This window comes from Paraburkholderia sp. JHI869, from assembly GCF_038900775.1.
Lineage (GTDB): Bacteria > Pseudomonadota > Gammaproteobacteria > Burkholderiales > Burkholderiaceae > Paraburkholderia.
Genome location: NZ_JAYMSC010000010.1, coordinates 247455 through 270169 on the forward strand (window position 1 = coordinate 247455; position 22715 = coordinate 270169).

The following is a 22715-nucleotide window of genomic DNA, read 5'->3' on the forward strand; positions in this document are numbered from 1 at the left end:
ATGAATCCGCAAATGAAACTGCAAACCACGTTCGCGTCGGCGGGTGCAACGCAAAGCTGGCGCGCACGCCTGCCGCGATTGCGCGTGGCGGGCGTGATCGCCGCGGCCGTCGCGTTCGCGATGCTCGCCGCGCTCGCGCTGATCGCACTCATGCACGTCTCCGTTGCGGACGCGCTCGCTGCCTTCGCCGACGGCGCCTGGGGCTCGCCATACGCAATCGGAGCGTCAATCAATCGCAGCCTCGCGTTCGCGCTCGTCGGCACAGGCTTCGTCATCGCGAACCGCGCCAGTTTGACCAACGTCGGCGGAGAAGGGCAGCTCGCGATCGGCGGCATCGTCGCAACCGCGACGAGTCTCTACGGCGGCTGCGCGCATCTTCCGTTTGGCCTGTCGTTCATCGTGCCGATGCTGAGCGCCGCGGCAGCCGGGGCGGTGTGGGGCGGCGTGCCGGGCGTGCTGAAGGCGAAGGCGGGCACGAACGAAGTGATCAGCACCTTGCTGCTGTCGTTCATCGCCGTATGGCTGCTGTACTGGTGCGTGCAAAGCGAGGCGCTGCTGCGCCAGCCGATGTCCAACGCGGCGACGTTGCCCGAATCCCTCGAAATCCCCGATCTGACGAAACTGCCGGCTATCTTCGCCGCGAGCGGTATGAATCTGAACATCGGCTTGCCGGTGACGATCGTGCTTGCCATCGCGTCCGCGATTCTGCTCGCGCGTACACGGTTCGGTCTCGCATTGCGAGCGGTAGGGCTGAACGCCGTTGCCGCGAAACGCGCGGGCTTGCCGATCACGTCGTCGCTTGTCGGCGCGCTGGCGCTTGCGGGCGCGTTCAGCGGACTGGCAGGCGCGCTCATGCTGCAAGGCGACCAGTATTCGCTCAAGGCCGGGTTCTCGTCAGGCTATGGCTTCGACGGACTCGTCGTCGGACTGCTCGCCCGTGGTTCGATCCCGGGCGTTTTCGTCGCCGCGCTGCTGTTCGGTTTTCTGCGCTCGGGCGGCATCAATATGGAAATGGTCGCGCAGGTGCCGTCGGCACTCGTGTTAATCGTGCAGGGCATCGTCACCATCGCGCTCGCGGGCGGCGCGCTGTGGCTCGACAACGGAGGCGCGCGGCGATGAATCTCGAACTCCTGGCGGTATTCGCGGGGGCATCCATTCGCCTGTCCGCGCCCATGATGATCGCCGCCACCGGCGAGCTCGTCAGCGAGCGCGCCGGTGTGCTCAACATGAGTGTCGAAGGCATGATGCTCACAGGTGCGTTTCTCGGTGCGACGTTCTCGTGGCTCACGGGCCATCCTTCGCTCGGTCTTTTGTGCGGCATGCTAGGCGTGATTCCGCTGGCGCTGCTGCAGGCGTTTTTGAGCGTGACGCTGCGCGCGAACCAGATCGTGACGGGCATCGGCATCAACATTCTGGCGCTTGGCGGCACCACGCTCGCTTACCGCGAAATCTTCGGCGAACGTTCGAACGCCACGATTCCGGGGCTCGCGCACTGGTCGCCGCCCGTGCTGGGCAAGCTGCCGCTGATCGGCGAGCCGGTGTTCGGGCAAGTGTGGCTGCTGTACGCGGGGCTCGCCGTGTTGATCGCGACCTCGATCGTCATGCGCCGCACCGCGCTGGGCATCGCGCTGCATGCGACGGGCGTGGCGCCGCGTGCGGTCGATCAGTCGGGTCTTCCCGTCGTGCGCATCCGCTATGGGGCAGTCGTGTTCTCGGGCGTGATGTCGGCGGCGGCGGGCTGCTTCATTTCCATCGGCGATATTCATACCTTTACCGAAGGGATGACCAACGGCACCGGCTATCTGGCGATCGCGGCGATCATTTTCGGCAACTGGAAGATCGGCCGCACGGCGCTCGCGTGCCTGCTGTTCGGCATGGCCACGGCGATGCAGTTTCAGTTGCCGATGTTCGGCCTGCATGTGCCAACCGCGCTGCTTGCCATGCTGCCATATTTGCTTGCGCTGGTCGCGGTCGCGGGTTTGATCGGCCGGCAGACCGCACCGCCCGCGCTCACGCAGCCGTTCAAACGCTAACGGCGTTGGCGCGACGGAGTACCATGGTGTTTCGTCGCGCTGTGTTCAACTCATCGAGCGATTTCATGTCAGGCACCGCCGTATCCAGAAGGGCCCGAAACGACGAGCCCACGCGCCGCCAGCAACACGCCGCGAAAACGCGCGAGCGCATCTTCAAGATCGCGATCCGGGAGTTCGCCGACAAGGGCTTCAGCGGCGCGCGCGTCGAGACCATCGCGACGCGCGCGAAGGTGAACATCCGGATGATCTATCACTACTTCGGCGGCAAGGAAGCGCTTTACGTGGAAGTGCTGGAACATGTGCTCTCACGGCTGCGCGAAGCGGAACTCGCGGTGACGCTCGACGTGAATACGGTCGATCCCGTCACCGGCATCCTTCAGCTCTACGATTTCACGGAAGGCCATTTTGCCGCGCATCCGGAACTGCTGTGCCTGCTCTCGTGGGAAAACCTGAATCGGGCGCGAGCGCTCAAGAAGTCGAAAGTGATCCGGGCGATGTCCTCGCCAGTGCTCGACAAGCTCCGTACGTTGATCCGGCGCGGCGAGGCGGCGGGCACACTGCGCAAGGGTATCGACCCGCTGCATCTGTACGTGACGCTCGTGAGCCTTGCGTACTTTCACAGGTCGAATGCCTACACCATTTCCAGCATGTTCGACACCGACATGCTCGCGCCGTCGTGGCAGCGCCATCATACGGCGCAAACGCATCGCCTCGTGCGCGCGTATCTCGACGGAGAGCGCGTGCTCGAACTGACCTGAGCCTTCAGCCAGCTGCTTTTCTTTTCTTCGAGATCGATCTGACGATTAGCAGGCCGCCGATCATGACCACGAGCGACATCAAGGTGGTCATCGTGCCGAGCGCATAGATCACGGGTGTCGTAACCGAGGTCGTGAGCCCCTGCAATTCGAGCGGGAGTGTGTTCTGGTCGCCGATGGCTTGCGACGTACGCGCAATCTCATCCCACGAAAGCGTGAAGCCGAACATGGCGACGCCGATTACCGAAGGCCCGATGATCGGCAGCACCACATGCTTGAAGGACTGCCACGGCGACGCGCCGAGATCGCGCGCGGCCTCCTCGAAGGCGGGATTGAAGCGGTTGAACACGGCGAACATCACGAGCAGGCCGAAGGGCAGGGTCCACGTGAGATGGGCGCCGAGTGCCGAGGTGAAGAGGCCCATCGAAGTGGTCCAACTGTCAGCGAACGACTGGAACCCCCATTCGTTCGCCAGATACTTGATGAGCGTGTCCAGCAGGCGAAACGTCAGGCCGATACCGAGCGAGACGATGATCGACGGCATGATCAGGCTGGCAACCGACACATAGAACACGGCGGTGTCGCCGCGAAAGCGCCGCCTGAACGCGAGCCCCGCCATCACGGAGAACAGCGTGGTCAGCACGGTGACCGCGAGCGCGAGCTTCACCGAGCGGCCGAACGCGGCCCAGATGTCGACGTCGCCGACGCCGTCGCGCAGCACGGCAAACCAGTGCAGCGAGACACCGCGCATCGGAAATGTGAGGCCGCCTTCGGGACCTTGAAACGACAGAATGAAAATCGTGATGACCGGGCCGTAGAGAAACAGCACAAAGAGCCCGAAGACGAGCGCGAGCCAGTAAAAGCTCGCGGGCCGATGCTCGCGATGCGTGAATGCGCCGCCCATGTCACAGCTCCTTTCTGATATCGACGACGCGCGTGAGTGCCCACACGATCATCAGCACGACGGCGAGCAGAATGATGGCGTTGGCCGCCGCGGCGGGAAACTGCAGATAGCCCGTCTGTACCTGAATGATCTTGCCCACCGAGGCGATCTGTTGCCCGCCCATCACGCCGACCGTGAGGAAGTCGCCCATGACGATGGTGACGACGAAGATCGAGCCGATCACGATGCCTGTTTTCGACAACGGCAGCACCACGTCGCGAATCACCTGCCAGCCGCTCGCGCCGCCGTCGCGCGCGGCTTCGAGCAGGGAACGGTCGATGCGCATCATTGCATTGAAGATGGGCACGATCATGAAGAACGTGTAGAGATGCACGAACGCAAGCACCACGGAGAAGTTCGAATACAGCAGCCAGTCGACGGGACGCTCCACCAGATGCGTCGACATCAGCGCCTGATTGACGAGCCCGTTGCGGCCAAGCAGCGGAATCCACGAAATCATGCGGATCACGTTTGAAGTCCAGAACGGAATCGTGCAGACGAGGAATAGCACGGTCTGCATGGCGGTCGTGCGCACGTGAAAGGCGAGAAAGTACGCGATCGTGAATCCAAGCAGGAGCGTCACGGCCCAGACGATCGCGCAGAACTTCAGGGTCGATCCATATGTCTTGAAGGTCACGCAGACGTCGGTGAACGAGCCGCAACCGTCGAATATCGCCGCATAGTTCTTCAGCGTGAACGCCGGGATGATCTGATATTCGTTGAAATCCCAGAAGCTCACGATCAGCGTGATCACGAGCGGCACGATGAAGAACAGCACGAAGGTCAGCGTGAGGGGCGTGGCTTGCAGCCACGCGCTCGGGCGCCAATGGCGCACCGGTGTTTCCTTCGCTTGCGGCAGATAGTCGACGGTAGCCATGGTCAGGCGTGCTCCTTCATGCAGCGATGAATTCGTTCCACTTCTGGACCATATAGATGTTCTCGTCCATGACCGCGTTCCAGCAGGCGATCGCGCCCATGCGCTGGTTGTACGAGCCGCCGTCACGCACGGCGCCGGTCTTTTCGAGCAACTGGCCGTCGGGGGCGTGAATGTCCTTCGCGGCGGGCTTGCCTTCCATCCAGTAGTCCCACTCGTAGGCTTCCATGTGGGTCTTCGCCGTTTCGGTGACGCCGGGGTAGTAGCCCTGGCGCATCAGATACGCGCCGGCCCAGCCGTCCTGGAACCAGTTGACGAACTCATACGCCGCGTCGAGTTTCTTGCCCTGCAGCGAGCGCGGGAAACCGAAGCCCGACGCCCACGAGCGATAACCTTCCTTGAGCGGCTGGAACTTGCACGCGATACCCATCGTGCGAACCTTCGTGACGGCGGGCGACCACATCGACTGGATCACGACTTCGCCCGATGCCATCAGGTTCACGCTCTCGTTGAAGTCGCGCCAGAATGCGCGGAATTGCCCGGCGCGCTTCGCGTCGATCAACACCTTGATGGTCTGGTCGATCTCGGCCTTCGTCATGTTGCCTTTGTCGCCGTACTTCACGTGGCCCATCGCTTCGATCGCCATCGCCGCGTCCATGATCCCGATGGCCGGAATGTTCAGCAGCGCAGCCTTGCCCTTGAACTGCGGATTGAGCAGATCGGCCCATGTCGTCACGGGGCGTGGGATCAGGTCCGGGCGGATGCCGAGCGTGTCGGCGTTGTAGGTCGTCGGGATTAACGTCATCCATTCGGTGGGCGTCGCGCTGAACTCGGTCGAACGCGCGCCGGTCAGGAACATCACCTTCTTCGGCGCGGTGCCCTGATCGCCGATCTTCTTGCCGTTCACCTCGCCGCGGGTCAGCACGGGCGTGATCTTGTCGGCGAGCTTGATGCGCTTCGTGTCCATCCCGGCGAGCGTGCCGGCCGGAATGAGCTTCTTGAGCGCGAAGTATTCGGTGTCGACGATATCGAAGGAATTCGGCTGTGTGATGATGCGTTTGGTGACGTCGTCGGTGGTGACGGGAATGTATTGAATCTCGATGCCCGTGTCTTCCTTGAACTTCTTCGCGATGTCCGCACTCTGGTTCACAGCGGTGCCCAGATAGCGCAGCGTGATTTTTTCCTGTGCATGCACATACGGAAATCCGGCGATGCCGGCTGCCGCCACCGCGCCCTTGATGAAGGTGCGGCGCGAAATGCCCGTGTTGGCGGATGCCTGTGCGCCTGCCTTGGTGTTTTCGTCTTCCACTGGACTCTCCTCGATTTTGAAGTTGTGAATGCCGGTGTTCATGCAGCAAGCGGATGGGCGTTCTGCTCGTCCCACCACACAGTGACGCGCGCGCCGGGGCCGGCGCGTTGCGGGTCGTAGTCGGCGTCGCTGATCACGGAAACGAGTTCGGGCGAACCGTCGAGCGGATCGAGTGTCATGCGCAGATGGGTGCCCTGATACTCGGCTTCGCGCACCGTGCATGCAAGGCCGCCGATGCGCAAGAGGCCGTTGCCGCCCGCGCTCGTGCCGGGCGCGACGCCCTGTGGCGCGATGCGCAGATGATCGGCGCGCACGGTGAAGAGCCGCCCGTTCGTTCCCAATACGTTGTGACCGCCCAGAAAGCGCGCAACGAATTCCGTGCGAGGGCGATTGAAGACTTCGAACGGCGTGCCGCTCTGTTCGATACGACCGTGGCTCATCACGACGACCCGATCCGCGAGCGCCATCGCTTCTTCCTGCGAATGCGTGACGTGCACGAAGGTGATGCCGAGTTGTTTCTGCCAGCGTTTGAGCTCGGCGCGCATCTGCACGCGCAGGAAGGGATCGAGGGCCGAGAGCGGTTCGTCGAGAAGCAGGCAGCGCGGTTCGTTGAGGAGGGCACGCGCGAGCGCGACACGTTGCTGCTGGCCGCCGGAGAGTTGCGCGGGCTTGCGCTCCGCGTAAGCCGACATCGCGACGAGTTCGAGCAGTTCGCCCGCGCGCTTTCGACGCGCGTCGCGGCCAACGCCACGCACCTTGAGGCTGAACGCGATGTTGTCGAGCGCCGAGAGATGCGGAAAGAGGGCGTAGTTCTGGAAGACCATCGCCGTGCCGCGCGCCACGGGCTGCTCGCGCGTGACGTTGCGCCCGCCAATCAGGACGTCGCCGTCGGAGACCCATTCGTGGCCCGCGATCATGCGCAGCGTCGACGTTTTGCCGCAGCCGGACGGCCCGAGCAGGCAGCAGTACGCGCCGCCAGGAATGCGCAGGTCGATGGCGTCGACAGCGAGCGCGTCGCCATAACGCTTCGAAACGTGTACGAGCTCGATGTCCGCTGGGCTCGTGTGAACCACGGTGGATGCCGGTTGAACCATGAAGGCCTGTCCTGTGTGAAGACGCTGGGAGTCTGGCGAGCAAGCCATTGCAAGACGTATGCCATTAGTGTTCCGAACTACATTTCGCTGCGTGGTCGTGGAGGCTTCAACGCGTGCTCATGAGCGCACGTCGACGAATTGGCCTGCATATTGCAAACGATCTCGTACCCCGATCGTCGGCGTTTTTGTATGCCCCGTGTGTGCGATCGAGGTGCGGATAACGTCCGCTTTGGGGCATGACCTGGCCAAACTGGTTCATCCACACTCGACAATGAACGACTTTGATCCGCTGAAGACGCATGGACGCTTCGCCTACCGCCCGATACACGATAGCGATCGATATCGCTGGCCCAATGGGGCGAACCTGGCGGTGTATCTGGGCTTCAATCTGGAGCACTTCGCGTTCGGAGAAGGGCTGGGCGCGGCGCTCGGGCCGCTTTCGCCGCAGCCCGACGTGCTGAACTACAGCTGGCGCGAGTATGGCAATCGCGTGGGCGCGTGGCGCTGCATCGAACTATTCGACGCGCTCGACATGCCTGCCGGCACGCTCATCAATACCTCGCTTTACGATCATTGCCCCGAGCTTGTCGAGGCATGCGCGGCTCGCGGCGACGAGTTGATCGCCCACGGCCATACGAACGCGCAGCGTCAGAGCGATTTCGACGAAGAGGGCGAGCGCGCACTGCTCGCGCATTGCCGCACGCGCATGACCGAATGCTCAGGCACGGCCCCTTCGGGTTGGCTCTCGCCGTGGATCTCCGAGTCGCGTCACACGCCGGACCTGCTCGCCGAGACCGGCTATCGCTACACGCTCAACTGGTGCCACGACGACCGTCCGGTGCGCATGAAAACGCGAGGCGGCCCGATCTGGTCGATTCCCTATCCGCAGGAGCTCAACGATTTGCCGATGATCATGGCGCGCCAGATGGATATGCGCGATTTCGCCGACATGATCATCGACCAGTTCGACGAAATGCTGGAGCAGACGCAACGCGCGCATGAGCCGCAGGCGCTCGTGATGGGGATCGCGCTGCATCCTTATATCGTCGGGCAGCCATATCGCCTGCGGCAATTGCGACGTGCGCTCGCGCATATCGCAGCGGCGCGCGACGACATCTGGCTCACGACACCGGGCGCGATCGCACGGCATGTGGACGAGACCGTGCCGCTTATGGCGGATGTCGAATGAAGCCGGAGAAAGAGAGCGCAGACGCGCACATCTATCGCTCGATTTTCGAGGGCGTGCTCAACCGCAGGCTCACACCGGGCACGAAACTGCCCGAGCCCGAACTGTGCGCGCTGTTCGGCGCGAGCCGCGCGGTGGTGCGGCGTGCGCTGGAAAAGCTCGCGTACGACGGCATCGTCGTCCTGCGTCCGAACAAGGGTGCGGTGATCGCGCAGCCCACGCGCGAGGAAACACGCATGATCTTCGAGGCAAGGCGCGCGCTCGAACGCTCGCTGGTCGAACTCGCGACGCAACGCGCGAGTGCTGCTGACATCGCGGTGCTGCGTGAACAGCTGAAAGAGGAGCATGAGGCGATGCATCGCTTCGACCAGCCGTCGTGGGCGCGGCTTGCAAGCGCGTTTCATCTGCGCATCGCTGCGCTGGCAGGCAATGCGATCCTCGAGCACTATTTGACCGAACTGGTTTCGCGCTGTTCGCTGATCGTCGGCGCTTACGAGCCGGTGGGTAATGCGCCGTGTGAGCACGACGAGCACTGCGCGATCCTCGATTGCCTCGAGGCCGGCGATGCGCACGGCGCTGTCGCGCATATGAGTGCGCATCTGCACGAGCTGGAGGCGCGTATCGAGACATCGCACATGCCAGGGGCGAAAGGGCTTGCGCATCTGCTCGGCATCGAACCCGCACAAAGAACCGCAATGGAGTGACATGGAAATCGACTTCGAAGCGATCACCGAGTATCAGCGCTACAAACTGATGGCGAGTCTCATTGTGCCGCGTCCGATCGCACTCGTGACGACGCTTGGCGCAGGCGGCATCGTCAACGCCGCGCCGTTCTCGATGTTCAACATGCTCGGCGAAGAACCGCCCATCGTCATGATCAGCATTAACCGGTTGGCGGACGGCACGCTCAAGGACACGGCGGTGAATATTCCGCGCGAGAGGGAGTTCGTCGTGCATCTCGCCGATGAGGCTATTGCGCAGCAGATGCATCGCTGCGGGGAGCGCTTTGCCGCTGATGTTTCCGAGCTCGATCAGGTGGGGTTCACCGCGCTTGCGTCGTCGCGCGTCAAGCCGCCGCGCATCGCGCAAGCGCCGGTCGCGTTCGAGTGCGCGTTGTGGGAGATACTGGAGACCGCGAGCCGCCATATCTTCATCGGCAAGGTGCTGATGCTGCACGCGCGCGACGAGCTCATCGATCTGGATACGTGGCGCGTGCGCCTTGAGCACTACTTTCCAGTGGGGCGCTTCGGCGCGAGCGATTACATCACCACGCGCGATCGCTTCCAGATGTGACGCCTCGAAGACGACTTCGGTTGCGGACAGGCGCAAGCCAATTCATTGACTGCACCGTGATGGTCGCCTTCATGGGTTCTGTCGCAGCCACGTAGTTTAGCGACAGGGCACGCCGCGCTCAGAGGAAGTTCCTGATTAGCATCGTCACCCACCACCAGGCACCGCCGCAGCCGGCGGCCCGGCAGCGCGCATCGGGATCCGCCAGAAGGCGGCCATCGGCGTCGCTCACCGGACTTGAGTTGCGCAGGAAGTACGCCACGCTGTCTTGCAAGGGATCGAGCCCGTCTTCAGGGATATCTATCCACAGGCCGTTTTCGGTATTCAAGCGGGCCGACAGCGAATCGAAATTGAAACTGCCGAGATAATATCGATGGCCGTCGATGAGGACCAGCTTGGCGTGCATCATGCGGTTGTCTCGGTCGGAATATTCGCGCACCTCGATCCCGGCATTTACCAAGCCGGGCAGATCGTCGGCATAGGCGCGCCCGACCGCGGGGAATTCCTGCGTGATGCTCGTCAGCGAGGCGCTCACCAGGATCACGTGGACACCTTCGCGCCGCTTGCGCTCAAGCGCCTCGCGCAGTTCCGGCACCAGGATCAGGTAGGGGTTGATGATCACGATTTCGTGCTGCGCCGTATCGAATGCTTGCAGCATGTCCTGCAACGTGCCTGGCGAGCGCTTGTCGGGCCAGTCATGGACATAGCGCAGGCGCTCGCAGGCGATCGGCATCCAGGCGGGATCAAAATACGCCCCGGACGCGGGCGCAGCGGCGGGATCATTGGGCGTATCGGAGGCAGTTGGTGTATCGGTAGCGGCCAGGTCTGTCGCGCGGGCTGCAGCATCGAGCGGAGTCAGCAGCCATTCGTGCCAATAATGAATGCGCGCCGGGTCCAGCGTCGCATAACCCTGCGAGACGCGATAAGGACTTGCGACTTTGAGGAATTTTTCCGGCTCGGGTCGAACCACTTCCGGGCTATTCCAGAACAAGGCGAAATGCCGGTACATGGCGTGCAGGGAGGAAGCATCCTGGCCGGCGTCGCCCGACACCATCAGATCGCGCTCGCTGAGCCAGTTGCGGAAGCTCGCATCCCAGATCGAGGTACTGCCGATCACGGCCGTGTCGCCAACCAGGAACAGTTTGTCGTGCATGCGATGCGAAATCTCGACGAGATCGGATCGTGGATGGAAGATTCGGAGTTCGATGCCGGGAGCCACCTCGTGCAGGGCGACGATGAGCTCGTCCTCGAACGGGTAGAGCGGCTCGGGGCCGATGCCGTCGATCAGCAGCTTGACCGGCACGCCTCGGCGCGCAGCCTCGACCAGATGATGCAACAGCAGCCCGCCGGTCTGATCGATTTCGAAGATGTAGGCGAGGATGCGGATCTGTTCGGTAGGCGTGGCACGGTCGACCAGCGCAATTCGTGACTGCATCAACTGACCGTCGTCAAGACTGGCGACCAGGTCGACACATTGCGCGTGGCCTTGCTGAGAAGAGGCAAACACGCATGCCAGAATGAGCGCCAGGCTTCTTGCTGTGGTCATGATGTGGCGAACGGGTTCGATGTGTCTCCGGCCCTACGTCCTTGAAGATCTGGAAGGCTTTGTCGCGTTAGCGCGGTCAAGTAGCTCGCTGTTACTTCGAGAAGGTGAACAGAACGGCGAGCCCGAGATAGTTACCGTCGACAAGAGCGGCGCGAATCTGGCTGCACATTAAGCATGCAGTGGACAGAACATCAGCGCAATTGAAAGATTGGCTGTCCAGAATGTCCGATTGTCGCCGATCTATGAGCACTGTTCCAACGACCGCTCATGGCCGACAATTGCCCGATGGGGACGCACGTAACCGACCTATAACTGCCTTTCGACCGGGACACCCTCATTGGCGGCGTGGAAAATGGAACGATCATACATGCGGCTTCGATCGGAAAGCGTCTCTCCTCGAGCGAGCAGGCAACACCTGGTTCGATATCACGCGCCGTTCGACGGTGCGGCTTGTGAAATTGCCGTCTCGATGATTCACGGCCTTTTATCGTAGATGTAGTGGTCGCCGCGCCGCCTGCCCGCGCTGAAAGAGAAAACTGCGCGGGCCCGCACAATCCAGGCGTCAATCGAGCCGGCGCTCCTGGCAAAATTGACGCAATGACTGCGCAACCTCAAGGATGGTGGGGGCCCAGTCATGCAGATGGCGCTGACGAAATAGGCGCACGGTCCCCGGATACCACGGCGAATCAGTGCGTTCGTCCAGCCAGCGCCAGGCTGCATTGACAGACGGCAGCAAGATCCAGCAAGGCTTCCCCAGTGCGGCGGCAAGGTGTGCGATGGCGGTATCGACGCAGATCACCAGATCCAGTTGGGCAACGATTGCTGCGCTGTCGGCAAAGTCCTTGATGTCTGCCCCCAGGTGCGTGAGCCATTGCCGGGATTGCGGTGCTGCCGCCTCTTCTTCACGTTGGCCCTTTTGCAAGCTGACAAAGTGGACGCCATGAATGTCCCAAAGCGGCGCCAATGTCGCGAGACCTGGCAGCGAGCGGTTTGCGTCGTTCTGTTGAGCGGCGTTGCCCGCCCAGACCAAACCGACGCGTAGCTTCGCGTCCGGCAGGCGTGGTCTCCAGACGCTGAGGCGATCCGGAGCAGCCTTTAGATAGGGAAGCCTGGCGGGAATGGAGTCGAGGGTAGTGCCGAGGCGCAAGGGCAGGCTGAGCAGGAAGGTCCAGTAATCATGGGAGAGTGCCTTCGCAAGCTCATCGGTAGTCAGCACGACATCAGCGCCAGCGATGTCTTCAAAGAGCGGTCGCAGGGGAGCGGAGCAGATCAGGGTAACGCGACTGGCTCCCCTTTCCTTGAGGCCGGCAACGTAGCGCACGAACTGGATCTGATCGCCAAAACCCTGCTCGCAATGGACCAGGATCGATTTATTTTCCAGCGATTCGCCCTGCCACTGTGGATAGGCAAGCGAGGGCCTGACGATCCCTCCAGGCATGTCCTCATGGTAACGGGCTTCGTAAAGGGGCCAGCCCTCAGACAAGCGGCCCGTCTGGAGCAAGAGCGCGCCCAGGTTGTAGCAGGCCTCGGCATGGCCCGGTCGAATCGCCAGGGCTCGACGGTAGACCACCTCGGCGTCGGGAAAGCGCTTTACCTGCGTGAGCAGGCTGCCGAGGTTGTTGAGTGCGTCGGCATGGTCCGGCTGGAACGTCAGCGCATTGAGATAGGCCGCTTCAGCCTCGGAGAAACGCTTCGCCTGTTTGAGCAGATTGCCCAGGTTGTTGTGGGCGTTGGCATGGTCCGGCCGGATCTCCAGGGCTCGGCGGTAGGCCGCCTCGGCCTCAGGAAAGCGCTTTGTCTGGTTGAGCAGATTGCCCAGGTTGTTGTGAGCATCGGCATGGTCCGGCCGGATTTCCACTGCTCGCCGCCAGGCCGCCTCCGCCTCGGGAAAGCGCTTTGTCTGGTTGAACAGATTGCCCAGGTTATTGTGGGCATCGGCATGGTCCGGCCGGATCTTCAGGGCTCGCCGCCAGGCCGTCTCGGCCTCGGAGAAGCGCTTTGTCTGGTTGAGCAGAATGCCCAGGTTGTTGTGGCCATCGGCATAGTCTGGATCTTCCTTCAATGCCCGCCGCCAATACATTTCGGCTTCTTTCAGTTTCCCGAGCCTATGGGAGCAAGCCCCGGCGATATTGAGCGCCGCTACACTCCCCGGTTGCAACTTCAGCGCCTTCGTCACTTTCGCTAAAGCCTCCCGAGTTTGTCCGCGGGAGAGCAGCGAGATTGCATCGTTAAGCAATGTGTGGAGCACCGAGGCTCGATGGGTGAGTAGCGTCTTCAAGGGTTGGTTATGCTAGCCAGGAGATTCTCGCAGACAGCTCAATCCAGGCGGGGGCGTCACGAGAGGGCGATTGCTTGTGCGGCGATTTTCTCACAATGTCCGATCGCAATTTGCAGTTTGCAAACCGGGCAAGTTTGTGCCTTACCGGTGAGGCGGCGAATCGCTTCATGAGGCAAGCCGTTTGAACCGATGATTTCAACGTTCACCGTGGTGAATGGATCGGGCGCTTGCCAGGGCAAAGCGGACAACCAGGTGTCTGGACCTGTTTGCGAGTTAACGACGCTTTCTGGCCGAACTGAGTCCGACGCCGCTTAGACATGACCATACGCACAGCGGATTATGCGAAGGGCATAACCCGACCCATTCCCGCCGTTCACTGTCTGCCACGATTGAGGTCTCCTTTCGGCGTGGAAGTGCCGTTCGCACAACCGCTACCAGCAGGAACTCACTGTGGGTTGTGGAACCGAGTCGTCGCTGGTGTCGACGATTCACGACCAGAATCGAAGTGCGTCACACCTGAGCCGCCTGCTACACTGCCTGACTCGCAAGTCGTCCTTGTCATCCAATGATCGCAACTTGGGCTATGCAGTCTGTAGACCGTAGTTAGTAGCTTGAGCGAAAACATTTCCATGACGCGGCGACGAGCGGAAAGTTCGCCTGCATGGCGTTCGGCGGCGCTTTCCAAACTTTACAATACAGAGGGGACAATCTTTGAAACGCCTCGGTTTTGTGTTCATCGTGGCGTTGCTACGCACGCTTTCCGTACTTCCTTACAAATTTGTTGCAAGGCTCGGGATGGTTGTCGGCACTGCGCTGTATGCGCTTCCGAGCCGCCGCAAGCATATCGTCCTGGTGAACTTGCGTCTTTGCTTCCCCGAGAAGACCAGCAGCGAACATCAGAAGCTCGCAAGAGATCACTTCCGCCACGTCGTTCGCAGTTATCTCGAGCGCGGCATCCAGTGGTTTGGCAGTGCGCAGGCGATCCGGGATATCGTCCAGATCGAAAGCAAAATCGATCTCGACGACGACGCGGCCCCGCCCACCATCTTCATGGGGTTTCACTTCGTGGGCATTGAGGTCGGTTGCATGCTCTACTCGACGCACCTCCCGGTTGCCTCGCTGTACACACGTATGTCAAGCACGGCCCTATGCGCGCTGGCCAAGCGGCAACGCGGGCGATTCGGGGCAGAAATGATCGAGCGCGCGACCAGCGCCAAAAAGATCGTGGCGTTGTTGCGTTCCGGCAAACCCGTCATGCTCGCGGCGGATATGGACCATGGCGTCGACAGCTCTGTTTTTGTCCCTTTCTTCGGTGTTCCCGCCTGCACGCTAACGGCCGTTTCGCGTCTCGCGAGACTGGGGCGCGCGCGGGTTGTTCCGTTCGTGACTGAGGTGCTCCCGAACTATCAAGGGTATAAGTTGACGATTTTCGAGCCGCTCGCGGACTTCCCATCGGGGAGCGATGAGGTCGACGCACGCCGCATGAATGCGTTTCTTGAGGAGCAGGTCGTTAAGTTTCCCGAGCAGTATTACTGGGTGCACCGACGCTTCAAGCACCGGCCACCTGGTATGGCATCGGTATATTGACCCGGTTCTGAACTCTCGTGGATGCCTCGGTTGTCGACCCAATCGGCCACTGGGTCCGCCGCACCAGCGCTCATGCGCAAGCTTGCGTCAGCAGCGACGCGCCGTTCGCCGTCAGCCAGACGTCGGGGGCGCGCTGTTGCTTATGGTGTCTGCAGCACTGTAACCCGCTCCAGCCCGTTGCGATTGCGCAGGAAACGTTGGGGCGTCTCGCCCATCGCGCGCCGGAACATCGTGATGAAGGCGCTGGAGTTGCGGTAGCCGAGTTCGGTGGCGATCGCCGAGACCGCCATGCCCTTGGCGAGCCGCGAGATCGATTCGACCAGCCGCAAGCGCTGGCGCCATTGGCCGAAGGTGAGGCCGGTCTCGTCCTTAAAGGCGCGCTCCAGCGTGCTCTCACTCGCGCCCACGCGCATGCCCCAGTCGTTGAGCGGCGTGTTGTCGGCGGGCGCGTCCATCAGCTGGCCGCAAATCTGTTGCAGGCGGCGGTCCTTCGGCAGCGGCAGCAGCCCTTCGGACGCCAGTTGCGCCTCGCGCATCTACGTCGACCTCGAAATAGATCGTGTGCATCTCCACCGGGCTGACCGCCTGCAACTCGTGCGCCACGAGCGGCGCGATCCACAAGCCGCGGTACGGGCCGAGCGTCCAGGCGCCGTCGGGCGTGATGACGCGCAGCACGCCGCGCGTCGTGTAGACGAACTGCGGCTGCGTGTGGGAAAGCCGGGCGTTCGCGCACAAGGTCGCTTATCAAGGACGGCAGCCTGCTCGTGCATGGACCGTCCGCCGAGTTGATGCGAGCCGACACGCTCCGCGCGATCTACAGCATTCCGATGGGCATCGTCTCGCGTCCGGATGGCGGCATGGCGATCAGCTTCGCGCATTGATCGGCAGCGACGCGTGGCTGTCGCCCGCCAATACGACCACGCTATGCGCGATGTTGCAAGCTGTCGAACGTGGTCAGCAGCGCTTGTAAGGCGTCTTTGCAGTCTGCTGCTTGCGGTGTTGCTGCGCGCAGCGCTTCCAATGACCGGTCGATGGCCTTGTCGACCCGGTGCCAGTCGGCTGGCGCGCGGGGTTTGATCCCCGCTTCGGCCTCATCCCAGGCAATCTCCAGATCCTTGATGCGCGCCTTGGCTGCCGGCAGATCGCCGCTGTCTACCTTCGTGGCCACGTCGGCGGCAATGGCACGAAACGGCGCCAGGTCGCCAAGCGCAGATACTGTGTTGGCCGTAGCTGGAGCGGCGACTTGAGTTGAAGCGCTGCTGGCTGGATGCGACGCTGTGGAGTCGGAGGTTCGGGAACACGCGCTTGTAGCGAGAACCACGTAAGCGATGAAAACGGGCATGAGCGTGGCGAATCGAATAGACATGACGGCTCCTTTGAAAAGCGTTCGTATTTATCGGGTTTGCGAGGTCGCACCATGCGATCGCGTTTGAAATTCGACCGTGGCGACCATCCCGGCAATCGCTGCCAGAAATAGGGCACTCGTCCATTGCGCGCCAAGGCCGAGTCCGCCGTAAGTTCGCGCTTGCGTTAGCAGATCGCCCAGTGCCGCGCCGAATGGCCGGGTCAGAACGTAGGCAATCCAGAATGTCGCCACAGGATTCACACCTGCGCGAAAAAGCAGCCAGGTCCCGGCGATCAGAGCGCCGAATATGACGGCGCCGTGCGTAAAACCGAGTCCGGCGGCTTCTGTCGCCAGATCGCCAGCGGCTGTTCCCAATGCGAATGTGCAGAGAATGGCCGCCCAATAGAACAATTCGCGCCGGCGGGTGACGATCGTGTGAATCGACAACGTGCGTTCTTTCGCATACCAGATCGCGAAGATCGCCGTGAGCGCAACGGAAAAGAGAGCGGTACTCACATAGAGACTGACGCCAAGTCCGTCGGTCAAGAGGTCGGTAATCTGCGTGCCAACGATACTGACTAGCACGACCGCGAGCCAGTAAAGCCACAGTCGCAAACGGCGCGATCCGAGTTGCAGCGCGAGAATGGCGCAAAGCAGGGCGCCCATCACGGCCCGCGTGATGCCTTGTCCCCACCCGGCGTTGACAGCCAGATAATCCGCACCGGTCTCGCCGACCGTGGTTGAAAGTATTTTGATGATCCAGAAGGACAGCGTGATTTCTGGAATTTTGCTTAGGCTAACTAATGAATGAGGTGAATGCGCTATGGTCATTGCCCGTCTCCACGACGACTGTGAATGAGGATAGGAACTGCGTCAATTTCAGAAAGTCTACGCTGACGAACCTTAGCTGACGCTTAGCTTTCGTTTTCTTCTGGCAAAGGTTGTCCTAAGCCTCGGGCGAGCACAGCAGTGAAGCGATTCACACGTCCCCTGCGGGAATCGCCTGGTCAGATCAAGTCATGCCAGGTGCGCACGACCGAAGGGAATACGTCGTGGCGCGCAAGGTCTATGCTCATTTAGGTGCCGCCGTTTTTGCTTGTTCGGGTGTGAGCGCGGCCTGGAGGTGAGTCATGAAAGCCCGGCGCGCGACGGCATACCTGCAGATGCTCGCGAGGCGATCTTGCTACGCAGCAATGCTGATCAGCTGGCTGACCCATCCCTCCGCGGCACAGGAGCCGGCAAGTGAGCCGGGCGCGCCCACGGCAGCCGCCCCGAGCTACAAGGTCGGCGACACGTGGACGTTCATATGGGGGAGAACTGACGCCAGGCCCGGGACCCCTCTTGTCATGTCCGTCGTGGCGGTCACAGAAACGAGGACGACGCTGTCGTCCTCGTGGAACGGCGGGGCGCCAAAGTATGTCGAGTACGACAATCAGGGAAACCTGACGCGAGATGGCAACGGAACAACGTACGAGCCAAGCAACGGAAGCCTGTGTTTCCCCATGGCGGTGGGGAAAAGCTGGGACTTCCATCATATCCGCCGTTTCGCGCTCGGAACCATTGACGTCAGCGGCCACGATGAGATCGTGGCATTCGAGCGGGTGCAGGTACCCGCCGGATCATTCGATGCCTTCAAGATAGTGAGCCACGGAGTGAACGCCGGGCAGCTCGATCGCATGTACAGTGCGCCATTCACCGAAACCTACTGGTATGCGCCCAGCGTGAAAAAGGTCATCAAATCGGATTACGCGTTGTATCTCAATCACCAGGTGCTGCTGACACGCACCTCCGAATTGAGCGCATTCTCACTTTCCCCGTGACGCTGTTTGACGCCAGCACGACGCGTGTGGAGACGTTAGCAAATATTAATCGATCGAAAAATAGCGTATGCGGTGGCGGGCATAGCCATTGCGTGATGGATTGGAACGGAGCCAACCGGCGTCCAGATGCCTCGATCCACTTCATCTACAGAGCGCTTGCCATGAGAAAGCTAATTGTCTCTTTTGCCATTGCGGTGTCGGTTCCGGCGATTTTGCCCGCATCGGCAGTGGCTGAGGGATGCATGAAAGGCGCCGCCGTTGGTGGCGTTGCCGGCCACGTTGCTGGCAAGCACGGCACGGCGGGCGCGGCAGCCGGCTGTGCGGTGGGGCACCACGAGGCGGCAAAGAAGCAGAAGGCGGCCAGTGACGCCGCCACAAGCAAGCCTGCGAGCCAATAGCGACCCGGGGCGCCGCATTTCTGGCCAATCTCCATCAAGTGATGGAGGCCAGCGTGTCCCCGAAAAATTATAGTGAGAGTGTTGAACAGGATATTTCGCTGTACCTTCGACTGAGGTCCTGCTCGAAGCGGTCAGCTTTGCGTCGAGCAAGACCGGGTTGGAGATAACCAGGAGCTGGATCATGATGAAGACCTTAGTCCACTCAGTTTGCGCGGTCGCCGTCGTTGCTGTGCCAATTGCTGCGCTGGCGCAGTCGGAGGGCGCACTGACGCGCGCACAGGTGCAGGGAGAGATCGCTCAGCTTCAGCAAGCCGGCTTCAATCCGGCCAATGCGAATACCGTCGACTTTCCTGCCAATATGTCGGCTGCCAACGCCGGTGCCGCAGACCAAAGCAGCGGCTACGGCCCTGCGACCAACGGTTCGTCACAGATGGGACATCCGGCCAGCCCAAGTGGGATGAGGCCGGTGTTCTTTGGCGGATCGTAAGCTTCGTCGTCTCACTAGGTCGACCTTTTGCAGTCCTTTGTACTTCCCACGCGAACATCTGCTCGCTGGGCCAAACCTGCGAGTGCGCTCGCTGTGCACGCAAGCCTCTTGCCACATTGGAAGTGTGCACTAGAGCCGTCGTTGCGCCAGGCAACGACGGCTCAATATACTGACGAAATGGAACCTCCCGCGCACATGCACCTGACGAACGCGCGCGAGCCCCTGGCTCACTAGATCGCCGCCCCCTGTATCGCCTCGACCAGGTCCGCATTGCTGTGGGCGCGGCCCGCGATTCCCCATGAGCCGTCCGCTGCATAGACGATGTTGGTCCAGATGTGGTCCCGCGCAAGGCGTCCGCCTGCCGCCTGTTCGAGGATCGCGGTCGCCTTTTCGGTGAAAGCCTGTTTGGCCTCAGGCGTCGCGAGCGCGATCTGCGGCAGCGTGAGTTCGACGAACGCCGCGGCGGCAGGCTTGCCGGCCGAGAACACGCGTCCAGCGGGTATCACGTTCAACGTCCCGATTACGTTGCGCGTCATGAACGCGTTGCCTTCGAGTTGCGCGACGCTCAACAGTGCCTGCGTCAAGGCCGCGAAGGTATGGGCTTCGGTTGCGGTGGACAGCACGCCCTCGGATACGGTCAGCGTAATAGGCATGTCAGTTCCTCATGTGTCAGTGACTGCAGTTAGTGGTATATATGTAGCGACTGCTCTCTATGTATAGACACTGATCGCTCTTTAATCAAGAAAAAGAGCGATCGCTCCGAATGGGAGATTCCGATGCGCTACACCGCCGAGCACAAGACCGAAACCCGCAAACGCATCGTCGATGCAGCGAGCCGACTGTTCCGGCGCGATGGCTACGGCGGCTCCGGCATCGACGGCCTGACCAAAGAGGCGGGCGTGACCAACGGGGCGTTCTACGGGCACTTCAAGTCGAAGAGCGAGGCGTTCCGCATGGTCGTTCTGGCTGGCATGGAACAGTTGCGGATCGCCGTCGCCGATCTGAAGACGAGCCACGGCAAGCGCTGGCTCAAGACGTTCGTCGGGTTCTATCTGGGCCCAAAGCGCACCTGTGACATCGGCGAAAGCTGCGCGCTGCCGAGCTTTTCGCCCGAGATGGTTCGCGCCGACGCCGAGACTCGCGAAGCCTATGAGGTGGAGCTGCGCCGCCTGATCGAGGAGGTCTCGGCGGGGCTGCCCGACGAAGCCGGCGCGGCGCGCGACGACAAGGCGATCGCGCTGCTCGCGATGTTGTCCGGCGGGGTCACGCTGGCGCGGGCGGTACCGGATCCAGCGCTGTCGAAGCGGATCGCCGACGCCGTCGAGCGCTCGGCACTCGCGTTGACTTCGGCGCCGCGCAAGCAGGGCTGAGGGCGCGCTGAAGAGCCGGTACAATCCGCAAAAATGCGGCTGGTGGGCGAACCGATGTCCGATCTCACTCGATTCCTTGCGGAAACAACTGCAAGCGGAAAAACTCCTGGTGTGTCGATTGCGGTTCTTCGCGCAGGACTGCTAAGCACTGAACATCACAGTTGTTGCCTTCATCGCGCTGCAACTTTTCGAAGAAGGGCGGCTGGACTGTGCGAGACACGATCGAGGCTCGTTTCGCAAAGACGCACGGACGAATGCCGCGTTAGCTCGGCCGTCGCTTTGGCCTGACGCGAAAACGCTGCGTGGGTAAGCACGAAGCCAATCCTGAAGGACGATGCTGAGCGCTTCTGCAGCGGCCGGCGCCGTAGCGATGCACGGCTGACGGCCATCTGCCGATCAAGACGAGGAACTGACGCAAGCGGCACGCAAACTCGCGTCGGGACGGGGGCAACTCGTCGCTGTGGCGGTTTGGTGTGACAATCGCCCTCGATCACCTGACAGGTCCGCTGGGGGTCAGGATAGGTGGTTCAATACCACCCGTATCCACCGCGTAGCCGCCCCAGGGACCCGAGCCGAGGCTGGTGCCGGTGATACTCGGCGGGCTGTAGTCGCTCCTGACCGGCACAGCCGCCGCCGTGCCGCGAGCGCCGGTGTCCGTGCCGGTGACGCCTGGCGGGCCGTAGCCGGTATCCGAGGTGGCTGCCGCCTGGGATTTCGTGCCGCCGCCCGCAGCAGTTTCGCTCGGCCGGCTGTACGTGGCCGGGGCTGCGTTCGCTCTGGCGTTCACGTCTGGCGCGGCTCGGGGCATCATCGCGAACTCGCTCTGCCTCATGCGCAACCGGGCGAACATGCTTCCCAAAACGCCGCCCGGCGCCGCGCCAGGGCCGCCTGCACTCGCGTTGCCACCGCTGCCGGCACCTGCGCTACCCGTGCCCGAACTGCCGGTGCCGGAGCTACCCGTGCCGGAGCTACCCGTGCCGGAGCTACCCGTGCCGTGGCCGCCCCCTCCCGAACCAGCGCCACTGCCACCCGAGCCGGCACCGCTGCCACCCGAGCCGGCACCGCTGCCACCTGAGCCTGCGCCACTGCCACCTGAGCCTGCGCCGCCGCCACCTGAGCCAGCACCGCTGCCACCTGAACCGGCACCGCTGCCACCTGAGCCGGCGCCGCCGCCACCCGATCCCGAACCATTCCCGCCGGAGCCAGCGCCCGTACCGGCACCGGCACCGTTGCCGCCCGCACCGGCACCGGCACCGGCACCGGCACCGGCACCGGCACCGGCGCCCGCGCCAACGCCCGCACCGTTGCCACCCACGCCCGCGCCAACGCCCGCGCCGACGCCACCCACACCCGCTCCGACGCCTGCACCCGCACCGTGGCCGCCGCCGTTACCGCCGCCGTTACCGCCTGCGCCGTGGCCGCCCCCATTGCCGTTGCCACCGTTGCCACCATTGCCACCGTTCCCGCCTGCCGCTGCATAAGCCGCGCCGGACAGCGCTAAAGCTACCGCCCATGTCACCGCGTGTTTCGTCGCTCGGTTCATCGTCCGCCCCTTTCCTCGTACAAACCCTTCGGGAAGTGCGCCGGTGCAGCGCACAGACTCTGTGCGTACGCCAACAGCCGCCTCGCGCATACGATGTGCCACGGTGTGCGATGAAGCGATGTTATTGAGGATAACTATGAATGATCGCCGCGCTGATCCCATCGTGGCTGCGCAACAGGTGCGGGACCTGAGTCGACGTTTGCCACGCGACTCAACAATCCTGAGCAGGTGATACGTATGAAGCTGCCGTTCGTTGCGCGCTTTCGTTCATGCCTTTTTGAAAATTTGGCATCGGAAAAGTTTCCGGGCGTCCCGCGCAGATCCAACCACGAGTCATGCGCGGGATCTACGTCGAACGCCGGGCGTGAATAAGAGTCTTTATCAGCTACCGGGAAAGCATGATCCGTGCGCAGCTTTGCCCGGCATGGCGGTGTGGATCGCGCGCTGGACGCAAATCACGGTCTGTGCCGTTCGACTTGCTGGTCGCAACACGTCAGTTGAATGGCGGAATTCTTTTCGCTCGCATAGGGCTCACGAAATTCGCACGATAGCGTCCTCAGTTAGCTCGAACGGATCGCACAGTGCTCGTTGAACCTGGCGAAACGTGGGCATTCCTCCGACGGAATATCGAAATCCGGGAACATACAGGAGTGAACTCCATTGAGGATGCACCGAGATCAACCGGTTTCATCATCTATTGACCGTGCGCGCAATCGGCGGCTGGCAGATCCACGAATTCGCGTCATTCAGATGCGCAAACGAAAAGACCCGCCGGCGTGGCGGGTTCCTGCGATGAGGACGGCGAAACTGCCCGTCACGGTATCAGTTTTGGCGCGGGCGAAAACGCCGGCATACGC

General features: G+C 62.1%; 23 protein-coding genes. 11 read left to right on the forward strand and 12 right to left on the reverse strand.

All coding sequences use genetic code 11. The annotated features are described in order from the left end of the window. The 3 genes from VSR72_RS19220 (at position 1) to VSR72_RS19230 (ending at position 2791) form a co-directional block, all read left to right on the forward strand. Entirely contained in the window at positions 1-1119 is a 1119-nt protein-coding gene (locus VSR72_RS19220) for an ABC transporter permease (RefSeq protein WP_342953931.1), read from the forward strand. Beyond that, positions 1116-2033: an ABC transporter permease gene (locus VSR72_RS19225; RefSeq protein ID WP_342953932.1), complete on the forward strand. Its 918-nt coding sequence runs from the start codon at positions 1116-1118 to the stop codon at positions 2031-2033. The genes VSR72_RS19220 and VSR72_RS19225 overlap by 4 nt, the downstream gene beginning before the upstream one ends. Before the next feature lie 65 nt (positions 2034-2098). Continuing rightward, positions 2099-2791, forward strand: a complete 693-nt coding sequence (locus VSR72_RS19230) for a TetR family transcriptional regulator (protein ID WP_342953933.1) — start codon at positions 2099-2101, stop codon at positions 2789-2791. Between the two features lie 4 nt (positions 2792-2795). Here the strand turns inward: VSR72_RS19230 and VSR72_RS19235 are convergent, their stop codons facing one another. The 4 genes from VSR72_RS19235 to VSR72_RS19250 are packed head-to-tail and all read right to left on the reverse strand — an operon-like array spanning position 2796 to position 7008. Beyond that, positions 2796-3692, reverse strand: coding sequence for an ABC transporter permease (locus VSR72_RS19235; RefSeq protein ID WP_342953934.1), 897 nt, complete (start codon positions 3690-3692; stop codon positions 2796-2798). Position 3693: 1 nt separating this feature from the next. Next, the gene (locus VSR72_RS19240; protein WP_342953935.1) at positions 3694-4608 is read right to left on the reverse strand and encodes an ABC transporter permease; all 915 of its coding nucleotides are present in this window, start codon (positions 4606-4608) and stop codon (positions 3694-3696) included. Positions 4609-4624: 16 nt separating this feature from the next. Continuing rightward, the gene (locus VSR72_RS19245; protein ID WP_342953936.1) at positions 4625-5914 is read right to left on the reverse strand and encodes an extracellular solute-binding protein; all 1290 of its coding nucleotides are present in this window, start codon (positions 5912-5914) and stop codon (positions 4625-4627) included. A 38-nt stretch (positions 5915-5952) separates the two neighbouring features. Next, positions 5953-7008, reverse strand: coding sequence for an ABC transporter ATP-binding protein (locus tag VSR72_RS19250; protein WP_342953937.1), 1056 nt, complete (start codon positions 7006-7008; stop codon positions 5953-5955). Between the two features lie 271 nt (positions 7009-7279). Here VSR72_RS19250 and VSR72_RS19255 point away from each other — a divergent pair, with 271 nt between their 5' ends. From VSR72_RS19255 to VSR72_RS19265, 3 genes are read left to right on the forward strand one after another with little or no spacing between them, the layout of a single operon-like run. Further along, positions 7280-8197 (forward strand): polysaccharide deacetylase family protein, encoded by a 918-nt coding sequence (locus VSR72_RS19255; RefSeq protein ID WP_342953938.1) that lies wholly within the window; start codon positions 7280-7282, stop codon positions 8195-8197. After that, on the forward strand, positions 8194-8898 hold the full coding sequence (locus VSR72_RS19260) for a GntR family transcriptional regulator (RefSeq protein WP_342953939.1): 705 nt from the start codon (positions 8194-8196) through the stop codon (positions 8896-8898). Before VSR72_RS19255 ends, VSR72_RS19260 begins: the two co-directional genes overlap by 4 nt. Position 8899: 1 nt before the next feature. Further along, the gene (locus VSR72_RS19265; RefSeq protein ID WP_342953940.1) at positions 8900-9487 is read left to right on the forward strand and encodes a flavin reductase family protein; all 588 of its coding nucleotides are present in this window, start codon (positions 8900-8902) and stop codon (positions 9485-9487) included. A 118-nt stretch (positions 9488-9605) separates the two neighbouring features. On the opposite strand, the gene VSR72_RS19270 is transcribed toward VSR72_RS19265, so the two are convergent. The 3 genes from VSR72_RS19270 to VSR72_RS19280 form a co-directional block, all read right to left on the reverse strand. Then, entirely contained in the window at positions 9606-11030 is a 1425-nt protein-coding gene (locus VSR72_RS19270; RefSeq protein ID WP_342953941.1) for a phosphatidylserine/phosphatidylglycerophosphate/cardiolipin synthase family protein, read from the reverse strand. Between the two features lie 562 nt (positions 11031-11592). Further along, positions 11593-13308: a tetratricopeptide repeat protein gene (locus tag VSR72_RS19275; protein WP_342953942.1), complete on the reverse strand. Its 1716-nt coding sequence runs from the start codon at positions 13306-13308 to the stop codon at positions 11593-11595. A gap of 56 nt (positions 13309-13364) precedes the next feature. Then, positions 13365-13556, reverse strand: coding sequence for a hypothetical protein (locus VSR72_RS19280; RefSeq protein WP_342953943.1), 192 nt, complete (start codon positions 13554-13556; stop codon positions 13365-13367). 463 nt (positions 13557-14019) lie between these two features. Between VSR72_RS19280 and VSR72_RS19285 the strand changes: the two genes are divergently transcribed. Next, positions 14020-14895 (forward strand): lipid A biosynthesis lauroyl acyltransferase, encoded by an 876-nt coding sequence (locus tag VSR72_RS19285; RefSeq protein ID WP_342953944.1) that lies wholly within the window; start codon positions 14020-14022, stop codon positions 14893-14895. 140 nt (positions 14896-15035) lie between these two features. Here VSR72_RS19285 and VSR72_RS19290 read toward each other — a convergent pair whose 3' ends face one another. The 3 genes from VSR72_RS19290 to VSR72_RS19300 form a co-directional block, all read right to left on the reverse strand. Then, a complete protein-coding gene (locus tag VSR72_RS19290; protein ID WP_342953945.1) occupies positions 15036-15431 on the reverse strand; it encodes an AraC family transcriptional regulator in 396 nt (131 codons plus the stop codon). Between the two features lie 386 nt (positions 15432-15817). Further along, positions 15818-16261: a hypothetical protein gene (locus VSR72_RS19295; protein WP_342953946.1), complete on the reverse strand. Its 444-nt coding sequence runs from the start codon at positions 16259-16261 to the stop codon at positions 15818-15820. Between the two features lie 27 nt (positions 16262-16288). Beyond that, positions 16289-17071 (reverse strand): hypothetical protein, encoded by a 783-nt coding sequence (locus VSR72_RS19300; protein WP_342953947.1) that lies wholly within the window; start codon positions 17069-17071, stop codon positions 16289-16291. A gap of 299 nt (positions 17072-17370) precedes the next feature. Between VSR72_RS19300 and VSR72_RS19305 the strand changes: the two genes are divergently transcribed. The 3 genes from VSR72_RS19305 to VSR72_RS19315 all read left to right on the forward strand — a co-directional run bounded on the left by VSR72_RS19305 (position 17371) and on the right by VSR72_RS19315 (position 18945). Further along, positions 17371-18060: a hypothetical protein gene (locus VSR72_RS19305; RefSeq protein WP_342953948.1), complete on the forward strand. Its 690-nt coding sequence runs from the start codon at positions 17371-17373 to the stop codon at positions 18058-18060. A 161-nt stretch (positions 18061-18221) separates the two neighbouring features. Continuing rightward, positions 18222-18458, forward strand: a complete 237-nt coding sequence (locus tag VSR72_RS19310; protein WP_342953970.1) for a hypothetical protein — start codon at positions 18222-18224, stop codon at positions 18456-18458. Positions 18459-18642: 184 nt separating this feature from the next. Beyond that, positions 18643-18945 carry a DUF4148 domain-containing protein gene (locus VSR72_RS19315; protein ID WP_342953971.1) on the forward strand — a complete coding sequence of 101 codons (303 nt, stop codon included), beginning with the start codon at positions 18643-18645 and terminating at the stop codon, positions 18943-18945. Between the two features lie 230 nt (positions 18946-19175). Here VSR72_RS19315 and VSR72_RS19320 read toward each other — a convergent pair whose 3' ends face one another. Further along, positions 19176-19598, reverse strand: a complete 423-nt coding sequence (locus VSR72_RS19320) for a Tautomerase enzyme (RefSeq protein ID WP_342953949.1) — start codon at positions 19596-19598, stop codon at positions 19176-19178. Between the two features lie 123 nt (positions 19599-19721). On the opposite strand from VSR72_RS19320, the gene VSR72_RS19325 reads away from it, so the two are divergent. Further along, on the forward strand, positions 19722-20315 hold the full coding sequence (locus VSR72_RS19325; RefSeq protein ID WP_342953950.1) for a TetR/AcrR family transcriptional regulator: 594 nt from the start codon (positions 19722-19724) through the stop codon (positions 20313-20315). A 490-nt stretch (positions 20316-20805) separates the two neighbouring features. Here VSR72_RS19325 and VSR72_RS19330 read toward each other — a convergent pair whose 3' ends face one another. Further along, entirely contained in the window at positions 20806-21834 is a 1029-nt protein-coding gene (locus VSR72_RS19330; RefSeq protein ID WP_342953951.1) for a hypothetical protein, read from the reverse strand. Positions 21835-22715 lie beyond the last annotated feature (881 nt).

Excerpts from the sequence above, each read along its gene's own strand:
- VSR72_RS19220 (WP_342953931.1), top strand. The coding sequence starts at position 1 with ATGAATCCGCAAATGAAACTGCAAACCACGTTCGCGTCGGCGGGTGCA.
- VSR72_RS19310 (WP_342953970.1), top strand. The coding sequence starts at position 18,222 with ATGAGAAAGCTAATTGTCTCTTTTGCCATTGCGGTGTCGGTTCCGGCG.
- VSR72_RS19315 (WP_342953971.1), top strand. The coding sequence starts at position 18,643 with ATGAAGACCTTAGTCCACTCAGTTTGCGCGGTCGCCGTCGTTGCTGTG.
- VSR72_RS19250 (WP_342953937.1), bottom strand. The coding sequence starts at position 7,008 with ATGGTTCAACCGGCATCCACCGTGGTTCACACGAGCCCAGCGGACATC.
- VSR72_RS19260 (WP_342953939.1), top strand. The coding sequence starts at position 8,194 with ATGAAGCCGGAGAAAGAGAGCGCAGACGCGCACATCTATCGCTCGATT.
- VSR72_RS19305 (WP_342953948.1), top strand. The coding sequence starts at position 17,371 with ATGAAAGCCCGGCGCGCGACGGCATACCTGCAGATGCTCGCGAGGCGA.
- VSR72_RS19225 (WP_342953932.1), top strand. The coding sequence starts at position 1,116 with ATGAATCTCGAACTCCTGGCGGTATTCGCGGGGGCATCCATTCGCCTG.
- VSR72_RS19240 (WP_342953935.1), bottom strand. The coding sequence starts at position 4,608 with ATGGCTACCGTCGACTATCTGCCGCAAGCGAAGGAAACACCGGTGCGC.
- VSR72_RS19270 (WP_342953941.1), bottom strand. The coding sequence starts at position 11,030 with ATGACCACAGCAAGAAGCCTGGCGCTCATTCTGGCATGCGTGTTTGCC.
- VSR72_RS19300 (WP_342953947.1), bottom strand. The coding sequence starts at position 17,071 with ATGACCATAGCGCATTCACCTCATTCATTAGTTAGCCTAAGCAAAATT.
- VSR72_RS19255 (WP_342953938.1), top strand. The coding sequence starts at position 7,280 with ATGAACGACTTTGATCCGCTGAAGACGCATGGACGCTTCGCCTACCGC.
- VSR72_RS19290 (WP_342953945.1), bottom strand. The coding sequence starts at position 15,431 with ATGCGCGAGGCGCAACTGGCGTCCGAAGGGCTGCTGCCGCTGCCGAAG.
- VSR72_RS19320 (WP_342953949.1), bottom strand. The coding sequence starts at position 19,598 with ATGCCTATTACGCTGACCGTATCCGAGGGCGTGCTGTCCACCGCAACC.
- VSR72_RS19265 (WP_342953940.1), top strand. The coding sequence starts at position 8,900 with ATGGAAATCGACTTCGAAGCGATCACCGAGTATCAGCGCTACAAACTG.
- VSR72_RS19230 (WP_342953933.1), top strand. The coding sequence starts at position 2,099 with ATGTCAGGCACCGCCGTATCCAGAAGGGCCCGAAACGACGAGCCCACG.
- VSR72_RS19295 (WP_342953946.1), bottom strand. The coding sequence starts at position 16,261 with ATGTCTATTCGATTCGCCACGCTCATGCCCGTTTTCATCGCTTACGTG.
- VSR72_RS19325 (WP_342953950.1), top strand. The coding sequence starts at position 19,722 with ATGCGCTACACCGCCGAGCACAAGACCGAAACCCGCAAACGCATCGTC.
- VSR72_RS19235 (WP_342953934.1), bottom strand. The coding sequence starts at position 3,692 with ATGGGCGGCGCATTCACGCATCGCGAGCATCGGCCCGCGAGCTTTTAC.